Raw genomic sequence first — 12,793 nt, forward strand, 5'->3', positions numbered from 1 at the left:
CATGATCGAGAGGCGGATAAATTCAGTAGATTAATTATTGCTATTGGTTTTTCTTATATACTTTCTCTGTTGTTTTGTCGCCGTTCTTGTCTGTTGTTTCTATAATATAAATGCCTTCTTTCAGGCTTGTATTCTGTATGTTGAAATCAATGGCGTTCTTTTCCTGATGTACTATTGAACCTGTGGTGAAGTTGTAGACTTTAATGGTGACAGGGGAAGGTGTGTCAACGGTGGTCGTCGATTTTAAGCCATTTGTGACACCATCAGTAATACCGCCGATTGGACCGCCTGTATTGGTTTGAATTGTTCCGGTTCTTGAATATGAAGCAGATATGCCACATCTGTTTTGTGCTGTTACGGATATAGTAAAACTGCTTCCTCTTCCTTTAGGTCCCATGGTAACCATCATGTTATTATTGTATTGGGTTGGCACATGAAGGACATATTTACTGGCATTTCCTGTTATAGTCCAGTTAAATGTCTCTATAGATGAATTATGTCCTACAAGGAAAGGATAAGTTGTATCCGGATTAAATTGCCTCATATCAAAGCCTTGTATTTGAGTAGGTGTTTCTGGCTTACCTACCCAGACATCGGAGTTTTCGATATTTAAAGTATTTCCAGAATATTGTACTCCTTCACCTCTAATAATGGCTTTTACTGTAACATAACCTGATTTTAATGGTTTAAAATGTGCATTTACAGTACCTTGACCTGATATTAAATTCATATTAGGGCCGGGTAGCCATTCTATTTCAATATTTGGAGGTAAATTAGGTATTGAATAGATTGCAAGTTCATCATTACATACAACTTTTTTAGAACTAAAGATTCGAGGCTTTATTGGAACGTATACACCTCCTGTAGCTATTTTATAAGATATTGTAGTAACATTAGTTTCAGGGTTCCATCTAGTCATTTTGTCGTAATAGATTGTTAATCCTACATTTACGTTGTTACGGATAATATTTTTAACTTTTATTGTGACCTTGGTCTCAGATTGTTCTAAAATTTCAAAACCTATAGGATCTGCAGACCATCTTGTTTCTACATAATCTTTAAAATGATCAGTCCCAGAGCCAGAAATAGTATATTCTGCTATTTGTCCGCAATATAATTCTGAGGGTCCATAAACAGAAATTGTTTTTACTTCTCTTGGAGGTTCATTTATAACTTGAGGAGGATTCGGGCTTCCTCCGCCAGAGTTGCTTTCTATCGAAACAGTATATGATCCCGAAAGAGATTGGGAACCGTTTATATATGTATAACTGAGAGTTCCATTTTGATTTTGACTTGTCCATATTACATCTACACCCATTACATCTACATTTTGAGTAAGTGTGGTACTACCATCTAAAAATTTACCATTAGTTACTTTCCAGGTTGCATTAGTCCCAGAAATTCCATGATGCCCCGATGTTATCCAATAATTATAGGTTTGATTTACTTTTGGATTTGCGTTACCAGTAATAATAATTTGCGAAAAAGAAAAAATTGAAGAAAATAAACAGACCATTCCGAGTAAAATTCTTTTCATAAGCATACAAATTTAAGTTAAACAATCGATGTTAATTCGAAAGTCTATCACTTATAGCTACATGCATATCCAAATAATTTTCCCCAGAGATTAGCGGATGTTAATGTATTAACATTTTTTCATTAAAACAAGTCTCGAAGAATTATTTTACAAAAAAAATCTCTTTTCCTGCATTTTTTTCAAACACAATTATCTATACCTAAAAAACAGTTGAACTGTAGACTGGAAACCAGTTCACTCATAATTTATAATTTATAACTCATAATTAACTATGAACCTCCCTATCTACAACTGCCTCATCGAAGACGAAGACGACCTGACGGGCATCTGTGCCATATCTTTTGTCGATTGTCCCGCCAATGAGGTCGATTTTGTTGCGTTGAAACGACAAGAGCAACAGGTTTTTCTCAACCGTGATTCCCGCAAACAAATACTGACCGGCGTAGTACTTATGCCAGAGCAACTTATTTACCGTCACAGTGAAGAACTGGGTGACTATTATATCCGGTTCTCTGCCGATCAGATAGAGAAGATTGCGCAAAAGATGATGCGCACAGGGGTTGCCCTGCAAAACACTACACACCAGCATCAGGCACCACTTAGCGGTAACTACCTCACCGAACTGTGGATAGTGGAAAACCCGCATAATGATAAATCGAAAGCATTAGGATTCGAAAACCTTCCCAAAGGGACTTTGATGTGCAGCTACAAGGTCGGAGATAAAGCATATTGGGACACTGAGGTGATGGCCGGCCACGTCAAAGGCTTCTCTTTGGAAGGTTTTTTCAATCAACAACCCTATAAACTAAATATCAAAAACAAAAAGAATGTGGACATGAACAAAAAAAGACCGAAACAATCGCTTCTCGGACGCCTTACACGCATGTTGCTCGACATCGAGGCCGTTACCAAAGCCGATATCACGGCAAGTGGTACGCCATATGTCGTATTTGTACTGGCTGACGGCAAAGAGGCTTATGTGGATGAGGATGGGTTTGTCACACTCGACGGCGAACAGATGCCTGCCGGAGAACACAAGCTGGCAAATGGAAATCTACTGATCGTGGACGAGCAGGGGCAATTTACAGAAACGCGCGAACCATCGCAGAACAAAACTGAGCCGGAAGAAGAAAAAGCACCCCAGACGCTGAAACGAAAAAGACAGAAATTATCGGAATTCGATCCTAAAACGGCTGAAGCCCTGAAAGCTAAGATCGCTGAGATGCAGGAAACTATCAATTCTTTGACAAATTCGCTCAATGAAGCACAAGCAATGCTGGAAGATACTAAAGGAAAGGTGGAGGAAATGCGTCGCAAAACCCCCTCTGCTCATCCGGTTACACATTTGTCGGGTACAACAAAGGTCGTAGGCGAAATGACTACCGCCGAACGTATGGCTGTGGCATTGAATCAGACAATAAACAGGAGGAACAATTAGCAAATTCGGAGATTAGCAAATGTGAAAATGAATTTCTATTGGCTAGTTTCCCCCCCCAAAAAAAAATCATTAATTCAAATTGGCGGAGACAACAAAACCATTTGCTAATCTGCTAATTTTCAAATTTTCAAATTAAAACTTATGGCAAACATGTATGACATTTCATCACTCACCTATCAGCCGTCGTCTAATATGGACTGGTTTACAAAAGCTGTATTTGGTGGAAAACTTATCGAAAAGGGAAAGATCACTCCGATTATAGGTGTGAAAGAATCTACCCAACTCAATCTTATCGACCTTGCGGGCAATATTCTTCAGACTGACAGTCGCGACTGTGCATGGACTCCGCAACAGATAGCTAAACTAAGCGAAAAAGAACTGAAGGTGAAGACTTACAAGATCAATCTGGAACAATGTCTCGATGATCTTGAGCGTAAGCGTACTATCTGGATGATGGGCCCGGGTGCAAAAAATATGGAACTGCCCGAATCGCTTGAAGAAGCAACTATGGCTTTACTGGCCAATGAGCTTAGCAGCGAGATAGAGACAAAGATATTCAAAGGTGACAGCTCTGCACCAGGAAGCAACGATTTTGACGGTGTAGTCAAAGTGTTGACTGACAGTGCAGATGCAATCAAAGTTTCGGGTGTAGCACTGACAAAAGACAATGTGCTGAACGAAATAGAGGCGGCCTTTGCTTTTCTGCCCGATGATGTCGCTGCTGCCGGACTGGAAAAGCAGAGCCTGAATATATACGTTTCGTATGCTACATTGCTGAAAGTGAAGATCGCATTGGGTGGTGTGTTTGGAACCAATGTTGTAGTAAATCCGAATTTCATAGTGGAAAACGATGTGGTGAAATACCTCGGTGCAGAGATTGTTCCGGTGAAAGGCATTGCCGATAACGATATGGTTGTGGCCGAAGCTTCCAATTTCCTTTTAGGTACGGATTTGTTAAATGACTTGGAAGAAATTCGTCTGGGACAGATGGCCGCACCTTACGATAATAAGATATTTATCGACGGACGCCTGCGCTTGGGATTCGCTATTCCATTCGAGGACGAAGTGGTTTTTTATAGTCCAAACAATTAGCATATTAGCAAATTCGAAAATTAGCTAATGCAATACAACGAATATCATTTGCTAATATGCTAATATTCAAATTTACTAATTTAATTAACTCATTTTCAAATTAATAAATTAAATCATTATGTCTTGTAAATTAACTTCAAATATAACAAAAGATAACTGCCAGTATTCTTTGGCAGGTGTAAAAGCAGTCTATCTGTTCAATTACGATACCGACAATAAATACACCATGAGCGCTGACGAAGGCATAGAGACTATTGTCCTGGCCGACGACACATTGAAAGCGTATAAAATCGATTTCGTAGACAATACGGCGTCTTTTTCCGACGAACTGGCGGTAAATGGGAACGGTGGCAAATACCGTACACATACTGTGAATTTCACGATCAGCAATTACGATTACAACCTGCTCAACCAGGGAGACAAACTGAGTCTCGGTAAATTTACGGCAGTGGTGGTCGATAAATCCAATAATGCGATCATGCTAGGCCGCAACAACGGGCTTTCTGCTACTGCATTCAACTATGCTTCGGGAGCAGCCGAAGCCGATGCTTACGGCTGGACTGTGACTATGGCCGGAACAGAGATAGAAATGGGGCGCCTGCTGACAGACGAAAGCGTTATTTCTTCTATTGCAGACACGACTGTGGTTACTCCGTAATTTAATTAGCAAATTAGCAGATTCGGGAATTAGCAAATGAAATGGGATAATTGGTTCATTTGCTAATCTGCTAATTTTCAAATTTTCAAATTGAAGATTATGACATGTAAACTACTAAAGAATATAACACACACCTGCGAATACAATCCCGGAGGAATAGTTGCAGTTTATTTGCTCGATATAAGGGATTTTATCTCGTATAAATTTACTGGTGACGGGCTGTTCGATAGCGGGTTTATCAGCAGTATAGAATCGGGTGAACCGTTCCGGGAAATAGGTGCTGTGAACGAAAGCGCTTTTACCGAGATACACGATAACGGCATCTACAAACAGCAACTAACCACCTTTATCAGGACGCTTAGCGGTGAGAAACTTTCCGATCTCCTTCTGGTAGCGGGAAACAAATATATAGTAGCCTTCCGTAATTCACAGGGTAAGGTATATTGTTTTGGCAGCGATGGTGGAGCATCTTTGTCGTTTTCGCAGATAAGCGGGCAAACGGGAGAAACGTCAGGTTATCAGGTCTCTATCACGAAAAATTCTGTTTATCCTTTATTCGAGGCAGATGCCGGTCGGTTCAATACGATTCCTGTATTAGGTACCGAAGATCTACGGATTGTAATGACGGAGAATTATGAAGAAGCAATATTAATTTAGAGCCCCCTCTGGCTCCCCTAAGGGGGAGAATTGCAGACTAATGCGAGTTCCTCCCCTTGGGGAGGCCAGGAGGAGCTTTTCTAACTATTAAACAAAATGACAAATGATACAAGAAAACAAAGCCCTGTAGAGCTATCGCAGCTTCCACCGATAGAGGACCCGGTCGGATTCTGGATATTCGGGTCGAAGAGCGATAGTCAGGGAAATTTCGAGTCGGGACGGTACGAATTTACACGTTTGGCCGATTATGCCCGTAATCTTCAATTGGAAAGACGTATTTCCATTACTATGGAAACCGATGACTTTGAGATGTTCATAGGGGAAGAAATGACTATATACCGGATTGTTGCTAAAAATGTGAAAACGCTTTATGTCAATGGGGACGATATTGGAGATTTCGATCCTGATGTAAATCTGGAGGATATTACCATACCAAAAGGTTCGGTAATGAATATACATATAGAGCGTTTGGGCACCGATACCAAAGCGTACTTATTTATTCACGCGAAAGCAAAAATAGAATACTGATGATTTACGAAGTGAAATATACTGTCCGCAATGAAGAGGATGGGACGGATGAAGTGAAAATATTTGAGATAGATGATCTGGTTATGTTCGATGATCAACCGGGAGAGTTTAAGAGATTATTCAATAGCCGTGAACAATGTGATATGATGGAATTTGATAATGCAACAGTGATCACACTATCTACAAACAGAGTGTTAATTACATTAAAAGAAGAATAAAGATAATGGAATATACATTTAAAGATGAATATTATGGTGTATCCAACCTGCCCGTGATAGAAACGGGTATGAATACGACATTTTTTGTATCCGGATCAGTAAAAAAAAGTACAGATGGAGTGGGTACAAAAGAAAACCCTTACTGTTCTTATAACAAGACATTTGCCGCCCCGACTGCGGGTAATCCCAGTTATAATGTAGAAATATTTTCTGACGGATATCATAAATTGTCTTTTTTCAGAAATACGGCAGCCGGGAGTAGTCAGTTCATCGGAAATAATATGAGAACTTGTTACTTGGATGGAAATATGACTTGTAACGGTTCATTTTCACGAGCATATTTTTTTCGTATGAAACTGAACCTGAACATTACCTGGACGGGAGGAAATAACTACGTAAATGCTTTTTACTATTGTGACATATTGAATATATCACAAATAAGTTATACCAATATACTTACATTCTATAATTCGATAGTCAGATTTAATTCAACAGCTGGTGGAAATAATAACTCCTATGTAGGCATCAATAGCAAAACCATCACCAACAACAACCTCTCCTTAGTTGAAAAATGTAATGTCGATATCAATCAGTCTGTTTTGACCTCTTATGTCGATTTATATTACGCATTCAGCGATTGCAATTTCAGGATAGGTAACGAAACGGGCTATACTTCGCTAACAGGGGAAACCGAAGCGGAACTAAGAGCAGATTTTATCCGCCGTTGCGACGAGCAGGGGCTTACCTATACCACAAAGACCGAATACGGAGAAACTTTGCCGGTGTATCGTTGGGTATTTGCAAAAAAATCATCGCATGATGGTGCTGTTCTGCCCAATAGTATAATTCATGATTTTGAGAGAAGACGAAAGGTCTATTTCGGTTATACATCTTGTCGTGAAGGAATTTTGGTAAGTGATGCGGTGAATGTTCCCAACTCCATATCTATGGGCAATCCCAATCAAAATATCGAGATATTCGATAATGCGGCTAAATTGCCGTCCAATAGTGATATCTTAACAAAGGTAACTTCAAAGATCCAATCCAATATTTGCTGGCTGGGAGGACTGAAGCAACTGACAGGCGCTGATGTTGTACATAATTTTGATATGAAATACGGATTGGCTGTTGATACTTCCGAAAATATAGAATCTACACCAGCTCAATCAGGAGATATCGAGCCCGGATCTTATTATGTTGTCAGATCTGTTGATGAAGATATTGCAACTATCGATTATAATGGCACAAGTTATTCATCATCATTGGCCGAGCGTAAGAATATATTTTTAGGCGTTTTGGGACAGACAGAGTTTGCACAGAGTACGAATGCCACTCTTTACAAATTGACAGGGCAACTCCAGTACAGGCATATCGATATGCGTATCGCAAATAAAATACCTGATGAAATCATCAAAACAGGCAGTTTGGCCTCTGGATATTGGTATCTGGTGGAACATGATAGTGATCAGGAGAATACGACAGATTATGTCACTTACAAGGGTGTGAAATATCCTGCAACATCATCATTTCTGACAGATAATAGTAATTTGGCTTTTACCACAACGGGCAATATCCATCTAAGAAGATGCTGGAAAGAAGACTTTGATTATGGTGTTGAGGCCATTGACAAAGATTTCTGGAAAAACGAGCAGAAGCCAAAATGGTTTAAAGTGATTGGCTCGGATTTAAGATGCCTGATGAAGCGGAACGTTGAAATTGAGAACGAAATGCAAATTGATGAAAATGGAGATTATATCACTTCCGGACATCCGCAATTTTACAAAATTATAGTTGGTGATAATGGAACCCTGTTGCCTTCATTTCCTATTAAGGGAGCATATATGCAGATAAGATTAGTAATAAGTACCTTAAATCCTATGTAATATGGCTGATTATGATAATGGGCTACCTCCCGGAGACATAAGTATAGAAGATGTTTCATTAAGCAATGTAATAGTCGATAGTATTGAGATAACAGACAATGAAACTGCTGATCATTTGAGCGAAATCAAAATAAGCACATCGGATATGACGTCTATCGGTAAGATAGAAACAGCAAATATTATTTTGATTGACAGTACAGCTAAGCCGGGTTCCAATTTTGCAATATTCCTATAAATACTAAATAACCTATGTTACTTATAATAGAATCATTTTTAAATCATGATTTTCCTGCTGTCCGCCTCAAACTGGCCATTGTCGCCATTATGTGGCTGTTTGTTGCCATCGCTATTGCCCTCGATCTGGTTAGCGGATGGCGCAAGGCTAAAGAACGATGCGAAGCCCGTACATCATATGGGCTCAGGCGGACAGTGACTAAAACAGTTCTCTACTATGCCATGATGCTTTTTGCGTTTATGTTCGATTGCATAGGCATGTTCTTTTACACTCAACCCTACGTTACATTCATTGCCGCAGGTTTCCTGATATTCATAGAAGCGAAATCCATTCTGGAAAAAGCGCACGACAAAGACAGGCGAAAGATAAGCAGTAACCTGAAAGACCTGTCGGTAATGCTCGACAATAAAGATGATCTGATAAAAGGACTTTCAGAACTGGTAAAGCGACTGACACAAGAAAAAAAGAAGGAAGAAGACGATGAGAAAGATAGATAAAATAATTATTCACTGCTCGGCTACAAAAGAAGGGCAGCATTTTACCGTAGAGGATATAGATCGTTGGCATCGCGAGCGCGGCTTTGCAAAGATAGGCTACCATCATGTGATATATCTTGATGGATCGGTACACAAGGGCAGGGACGAATCGCTGCTCGGGGCTCATTGCCTGGGACATAATGCAACGTCGATAGGTATATGCTACATCGGAGGTCTCGATGTAGATGGTAAACCAAAAGATACCCGGACAGAAGCTCAGCGGGCATCTCTGAAAAAACTTGTTGGCGAGCTGAAAGTGAGATATCCAAAAGCTACTATTCACGGACATAATGAGTTTGCGGCAAAAGCCTGTCCTTGTTTCAATGTGAAAAAAGAATTCAATTATTAACAACGCCAATCAGTATTTGAAATTATTATGATTGTAAAAAATAATCGTTCAATTGTACTAACGCACCCTTCGGGTTTGTTTTTCATTTTGACTCGCCTTCGCTTCGTCGATCGTTGATTGGCATTGCCCAAAACGAAACAAAAGGCTAGTGCTTTGTTCCCCGCCGACCTGTCAACGGTTTGCCGGCTAAACTAAATAAACTCGCCTGCGGCTCAGACAATATTTGGTTTCACACCGTCTTCACCGGACAGGTGCCCGTCGTAGGAACCTATGCACGGGAAGCTGACGCACGACAGGGAATTACCCTCCCTTGAGGTGGCTTCGCCCGGTGGCATTAAGCCGTAGTGCGGGGCACCCGTCAGGCGAGAGGGGCGTGAAATGGGAAGCGTCCGCAGGACAATCTTTCCATTTAGTCCCTGAGCCTGTAACGGGTCGCACGGAGGATGAGCCACCAAAGCGTTTTTGGTTCCTTTTGCGGCTTTGGGCAAAAGGAACACAAGCAATCTTCGATTGCGCGTAGCTAAAGAAAATAGAACGTATAAATTTAACTACTTATTCATATAACAACTAAAACTTAAAAAACTATGTTACAGATTATCAAAAATGAAAAAAGCCTTTCCTTTATAAATGGAGCCAACAAGAATGAAAGACCATTCAATACGGTTGACTATAATATTGTGAACGGAGACACAGTTATTTTCCAGCATGTAAATACCAGGACAACTCTTCTTTCCGAGAAGATAGAAAATATTGAAGTTGACGGAGTACAACTGACTGCTGAGAATGTCGATGAAAAGCTTCAGGACATACTTTTTTTCTAAGGAGGGGATCGAGGCTGTTAATCAGGAAGTTTGTTTCCCAATTGTCCCGGTTGGGAATAGATGTGGATGAAGCTTCGGTCAGGGAATTATACAATAGCCTCGATCCCCATATCAAGGAAAATGCAAAAATTATTTTATTGCCGGTAGCAACTGCTACCGGTACAGTGTATGCCATGGATAACGAAACAGGAGAACCTGTGTCTTTTGATTTTGCACGGGCGTCTTCTGCTACACACTTCTCTTCAGACCGGCATATCGGTGAAGCCGGCATAAATGTTCCCCGTATCGACTATGGAAACTATTCGGACAATACGAAATTATTGATCGAAAAAGCCAGTACAAACCTTTTAGTAGATTCTATGTTGAACTTAGGTTTATCAGAAAGTGGTATTTCTACAAGTTCAAAAATTGATATCAATTGGTATAACTTCTTTAGTAAAGCTGCTAGTTTACACAAACCTGCGGAAGCTCCGAATTATAGTTATCTGTATAAAAATGTGACATATAGTAATGATGGGTATTATATAGCGAGTTTCTTTACAAGAACACCTACTGGAGTTGCTCCCAAAATAACAAGTGTGTATAATACATCAGATGTAAAAGTATCTGTTCGTAATGGAGGAAGTACAAATCAAACTCTTTATGATTCGGTGGACGGCACTACATTTAGAGTGTCGGGTATTGCAAATGTAGTTGATACACCAAACACAGGAGGTGCTGGAGCTGCAAAACGATACGATAATTTAGAGGGAGACATATACGTTACCGGATATCAGTTAGAGACAGGTACAGGGATATCATCTTATATTCCGACGTCTGAAAGTACAGTAACCCGTTCGGCAGATCTGCTAAAGTACACGTTGAATAAGCCTGTAAAAGCTATGATTAAAACAGTTAATAATGGTGTTATTGAACTGGAATTACCAATAGGAGAGTGGAATATACATGATGACATTCCTACTAGTGATGGAATAGAATATATTGTCTTATTGGATACAGAGGCTACACTGGAAAATACATTTATACCTTTAGTAAAGGCTGATGGTGGAATTGTGGATGAAAACGCTTTATCAGAAGCATATAACGCTTTAACTGATGAAGAAAAAGATTCGGATGCGGTGATTATACCGGGTGCTTATACAGACGGTTTTGTTTATGGCATAAATAAGGATTTCTCTTTTGTTAAGTTGCCATTTGGCAGGTCATCGTCTGCAACTTTGTTCGATAAGGACATGAATTTAGTTGTAACTGAATCTAATATGCCACGTATTGACTATGGTAATTATTCACAAGACGTTAAATTATTGATTGAGAAAAATGCGACTAATAGCTTGATATTCAATGGGATAATAGCTCAAAATGGTACGTTGACAAGAGTGGCAGAAAAGTATGAGAACGCTAGATTATATAGAGAGAGTGATACCAATACGTATCATAGAGTGGCTATAAATTTAGAAGCGGTGGGTACTGAAATATCAAAACTAGCAGTGTCTGCCCTTGTTAGATATGATGGAACTCGAAAATATGCGATAATGCGATTAACTGGTACAACTAATAATATGGGCACTATCGATTTAGAGAATAAATTAATTACTAATACAATAGCGGGTCTTAACATAAAAGTGGAAAATTTAGGTAATGATTGGATGCGAATTTTAGCAAATGTAGATAATCCAAATTCAGAAGCATTAGTATTTTGGTTAACATCTTCTTTAATACCTGATTCTACATCAGCCGTTCCTGCATTCGAGGGTGACCCGACACAAGGATTTGTATACGCTTTGGCACAAGCTGAAAAAGAGTCTGATGGTAATACATCAATTATCCCTACTACAACATCCGCTGTTACCCGTTCGGCCGATCTTCTCTCTTATGATCTGGCGCGGGATTGCACTGTATATCTGAAAACGACTAAGCAGGAGATAACTCTAAACAAATTAGCAGGTATATGGAATATCCATGAAGATTTAAACAATGAAGGGATAATTTCAATACTTATCAAAAACAATTAATAATGGAAACAAAATACTATTCGTGTAAAGAAAAACAAGAATTGACAGATGCTTTTAAAAAAGTAACCGATCTTTCAGAATTAAACAACTATGATGATTGGAATATCAGCATAGATATTGTAGGGAAAGTTAATACCACTCCATCAATTTATGACGAAGAGGGCAATATTATAGAAAAAAACGAACCCACATGGACAGATTTCTTATTTAATGTAATCTTTGTAACAAACCGGTACATAGATTTATTTAAAGACTTTAAAGAAGAAAACCCTGAAACCCCATTCCGTAAATTCGCATGAGAAACAGATTATACCGGTTTTATTTGTTCCTGGTAATAGTTGTGGCTATTGCCTTTCCGGCTTGCCGTACAAAAATGATGTATGTGCCTGTCGAAAGTGTCAGAACAGAATATCAGGAACGGATAATCAAAGATTCACTTCATCTTTACGATTCAGTATTTGTGAAACTGAAGGGGGATACGGTTTGGCTGGAAAAGTATAAATATCTCTATCGGGACAGGTTCCTTCGTGATTCAGTTTTTAAGACAGACTCCATACAGATACCCTATCCCGTTGAGGTTGAGAGAGAAATCAACAGGCTGACCTCCTTCCAGTCTTTCCAGCTATGGTGCGGGCGGATATTGATCTTATTGTTTGTCGGATTGCTTGGAATCAGATGGATGAAAAAAGATTATATAAATAAATGACAATTCCCTGTGGCTCTACGTACAGGGAATTGTTTATTTTAAGACAGGTTGAAGTTATTTAACTAAATCAGGAGAACAGGATAGTGTCGGTGTCTGTTCAAACGCAATAGGGTAGTGGCGCTG

The 12,793-nt window shown here is 39.5% G+C and carries 15 protein-coding genes and 1 pseudogene; 14 read left to right on the top strand and 2 right to left on the bottom strand.

The window, feature by feature from the left end:
• Window positions 1-40: 40 nt before the first annotated feature.
• Entirely contained in the window at window positions 41-1,537 is a 1,497-nt protein-coding gene (locus GGR21_RS14040) for a T9SS type A sorting domain-containing protein (protein ID WP_183307867.1), read from the bottom strand.
• 271 nt (window positions 1,538-1,808) lie between these two features.
• On the opposite strand from GGR21_RS14040, the gene GGR21_RS14045 reads away from it, so the two are divergent.
• The 10 genes and pseudogenes from GGR21_RS14045 to GGR21_RS14090 all read left to right on the top strand — a co-directional run.
• A complete protein-coding gene (locus GGR21_RS14045) occupies window positions 1,809-2,975 on the top strand; it encodes an XkdF-like putative serine protease domain-containing protein (RefSeq protein ID WP_183307868.1) in 1,167 nt (388 codons plus the stop codon).
• A gap of 141 nt (window positions 2,976-3,116) precedes the next feature.
• Window positions 3,117-4,067 carry a hypothetical protein gene (locus GGR21_RS14050; protein ID WP_183307869.1) on the top strand — a complete coding sequence of 317 codons (951 nt, stop codon included), beginning with the start codon at window positions 3,117-3,119 and terminating at the stop codon, window positions 4,065-4,067.
• 118 nt (window positions 4,068-4,185) lie between these two features.
• Window positions 4,186-4,725: a hypothetical protein gene (locus GGR21_RS14055; protein WP_183307870.1), complete on the top strand. Its 540-nt coding sequence runs from the start codon at window positions 4,186-4,188 to the stop codon at window positions 4,723-4,725.
• A gap of 99 nt (window positions 4,726-4,824) precedes the next feature.
• On the top strand, window positions 4,825-5,382 hold the full coding sequence (locus GGR21_RS14060) for a hypothetical protein (protein ID WP_183307871.1): 558 nt from the start codon (window positions 4,825-4,827) through the stop codon (window positions 5,380-5,382).
• A 96-nt stretch (window positions 5,383-5,478) separates the two neighbouring features.
• Window positions 5,479-5,910 carry a hypothetical protein gene (locus GGR21_RS14065; RefSeq protein ID WP_183307872.1) on the top strand — a complete coding sequence of 144 codons (432 nt, stop codon included), beginning with the start codon at window positions 5,479-5,481 and terminating at the stop codon, window positions 5,908-5,910.
• Window positions 5,910-6,128 carry a hypothetical protein gene (locus GGR21_RS14070; protein WP_183307873.1) on the top strand — a complete coding sequence of 73 codons (219 nt, stop codon included), beginning with the start codon at window positions 5,910-5,912 and terminating at the stop codon, window positions 6,126-6,128. Before GGR21_RS14065 ends, GGR21_RS14070 begins: the two co-directional genes overlap by 1 nt.
• Window positions 6,129-6,133: 5 nt before the next feature.
• Window positions 6,134-8,011: a hypothetical protein gene (locus GGR21_RS14075; protein ID WP_183307874.1), complete on the top strand. Its 1,878-nt coding sequence runs from the start codon at window positions 6,134-6,136 to the stop codon at window positions 8,009-8,011.
• Window position 8,012: 1 nt separating this feature from the next.
• Window positions 8,013-8,246, top strand: a complete 234-nt coding sequence (locus GGR21_RS14080; RefSeq protein ID WP_183307875.1) for a hypothetical protein — start codon at window positions 8,013-8,015, stop codon at window positions 8,244-8,246.
• Between the two features lie 14 nt (window positions 8,247-8,260).
• Window positions 8,261-8,743 (top strand): phage holin family protein, encoded by a 483-nt coding sequence (locus GGR21_RS14085; protein ID WP_183307876.1) that lies wholly within the window; start codon window positions 8,261-8,263, stop codon window positions 8,741-8,743.
• Window positions 8,727-9,116, top strand: a pseudogene (locus GGR21_RS14090) (N-acetylmuramoyl-L-alanine amidase); the annotation flags it as partial. The gene GGR21_RS14085 and the pseudogene GGR21_RS14090, both read left to right, overlap by 17 nt.
• A gap of 227 nt (window positions 9,117-9,343) precedes the next feature.
• Here the strand turns inward: GGR21_RS14090 and GGR21_RS14095 are convergent.
• Entirely contained in the window at window positions 9,344-9,628 is a 285-nt protein-coding gene (locus GGR21_RS14095) for a hypothetical protein (protein ID WP_183307878.1), read from the bottom strand.
• A gap of 87 nt (window positions 9,629-9,715) precedes the next feature.
• On the opposite strand from GGR21_RS14095, the gene GGR21_RS14100 reads away from it, so the two are divergent.
• From GGR21_RS14100 to GGR21_RS14115, 4 genes are read left to right on the top strand one after another with little or no spacing between them, the layout of a single operon-like run.
• Window positions 9,716-9,952: a hypothetical protein gene (locus tag GGR21_RS14100; RefSeq protein ID WP_183307879.1), complete on the top strand. Its 237-nt coding sequence runs from the start codon at window positions 9,716-9,718 to the stop codon at window positions 9,950-9,952.
• Window positions 9,953-10,002: 50 nt separating this feature from the next.
• Window positions 10,003-11,964, top strand: coding sequence for a phage head spike fiber domain-containing protein (locus GGR21_RS14105; protein WP_183307880.1), 1,962 nt, complete (start codon window positions 10,003-10,005; stop codon window positions 11,962-11,964).
• Window positions 11,965-11,966: 2 nt separating this feature from the next.
• Window positions 11,967-12,263 carry a hypothetical protein gene (locus GGR21_RS14110; RefSeq protein WP_183307881.1) on the top strand — a complete coding sequence of 99 codons (297 nt, stop codon included), beginning with the start codon at window positions 11,967-11,969 and terminating at the stop codon, window positions 12,261-12,263.
• On the top strand, window positions 12,260-12,670 hold the full coding sequence (locus GGR21_RS14115) for a hypothetical protein (protein ID WP_183307882.1): 411 nt from the start codon (window positions 12,260-12,262) through the stop codon (window positions 12,668-12,670). The genes GGR21_RS14110 and GGR21_RS14115 overlap by 4 nt, the downstream gene beginning before the upstream one ends.
• Window positions 12,671-12,793 lie beyond the last annotated feature (123 nt).

This window comes from Dysgonomonas hofstadii, from assembly GCF_014196915.1.
Classification (GTDB): Bacteria; Bacteroidota; Bacteroidia; order Bacteroidales; family Dysgonomonadaceae; genus Dysgonomonas; species Dysgonomonas hofstadii.

What these genes read in the sequence shown, in the direction of transcription:
- GGR21_RS14040 (WP_183307867.1), bottom strand. Translation starts at nt 1,537, where the DNA reads ATGAAAAGAATTTTACTCGGAATGGTCTGTTTATTTTCTTCAATTTTT.
- GGR21_RS14045 (WP_183307868.1), top strand. Translation starts at nt 1,809, where the DNA reads ATGAACCTCCCTATCTACAACTGCCTCATCGAAGACGAAGACGACCTG.
- GGR21_RS14050 (WP_183307869.1), top strand. Translation starts at nt 3,117, where the DNA reads ATGGCAAACATGTATGACATTTCATCACTCACCTATCAGCCGTCGTCT.
- GGR21_RS14055 (WP_183307870.1), top strand. Translation starts at nt 4,186, where the DNA reads ATGTCTTGTAAATTAACTTCAAATATAACAAAAGATAACTGCCAGTAT.
- GGR21_RS14060 (WP_183307871.1), top strand. Translation starts at nt 4,825, where the DNA reads ATGACATGTAAACTACTAAAGAATATAACACACACCTGCGAATACAAT.
- GGR21_RS14065 (WP_183307872.1), top strand. Translation starts at nt 5,479, where the DNA reads ATGACAAATGATACAAGAAAACAAAGCCCTGTAGAGCTATCGCAGCTT.
- GGR21_RS14070 (WP_183307873.1), top strand. Translation starts at nt 5,910, where the DNA reads ATGATTTACGAAGTGAAATATACTGTCCGCAATGAAGAGGATGGGACG.
- GGR21_RS14075 (WP_183307874.1), top strand. Translation starts at nt 6,134, where the DNA reads ATGGAATATACATTTAAAGATGAATATTATGGTGTATCCAACCTGCCC.
- GGR21_RS14080 (WP_183307875.1), top strand. Translation starts at nt 8,013, where the DNA reads ATGGCTGATTATGATAATGGGCTACCTCCCGGAGACATAAGTATAGAA.
- GGR21_RS14085 (WP_183307876.1), top strand. Translation starts at nt 8,261, where the DNA reads ATGTTACTTATAATAGAATCATTTTTAAATCATGATTTTCCTGCTGTC.
- GGR21_RS14100 (WP_183307879.1), top strand. Translation starts at nt 9,716, where the DNA reads ATGTTACAGATTATCAAAAATGAAAAAAGCCTTTCCTTTATAAATGGA.
- GGR21_RS14110 (WP_183307881.1), top strand. Translation starts at nt 11,967, where the DNA reads ATGGAAACAAAATACTATTCGTGTAAAGAAAAACAAGAATTGACAGAT.
- GGR21_RS14115 (WP_183307882.1), top strand. Translation starts at nt 12,260, where the DNA reads ATGAGAAACAGATTATACCGGTTTTATTTGTTCCTGGTAATAGTTGTG.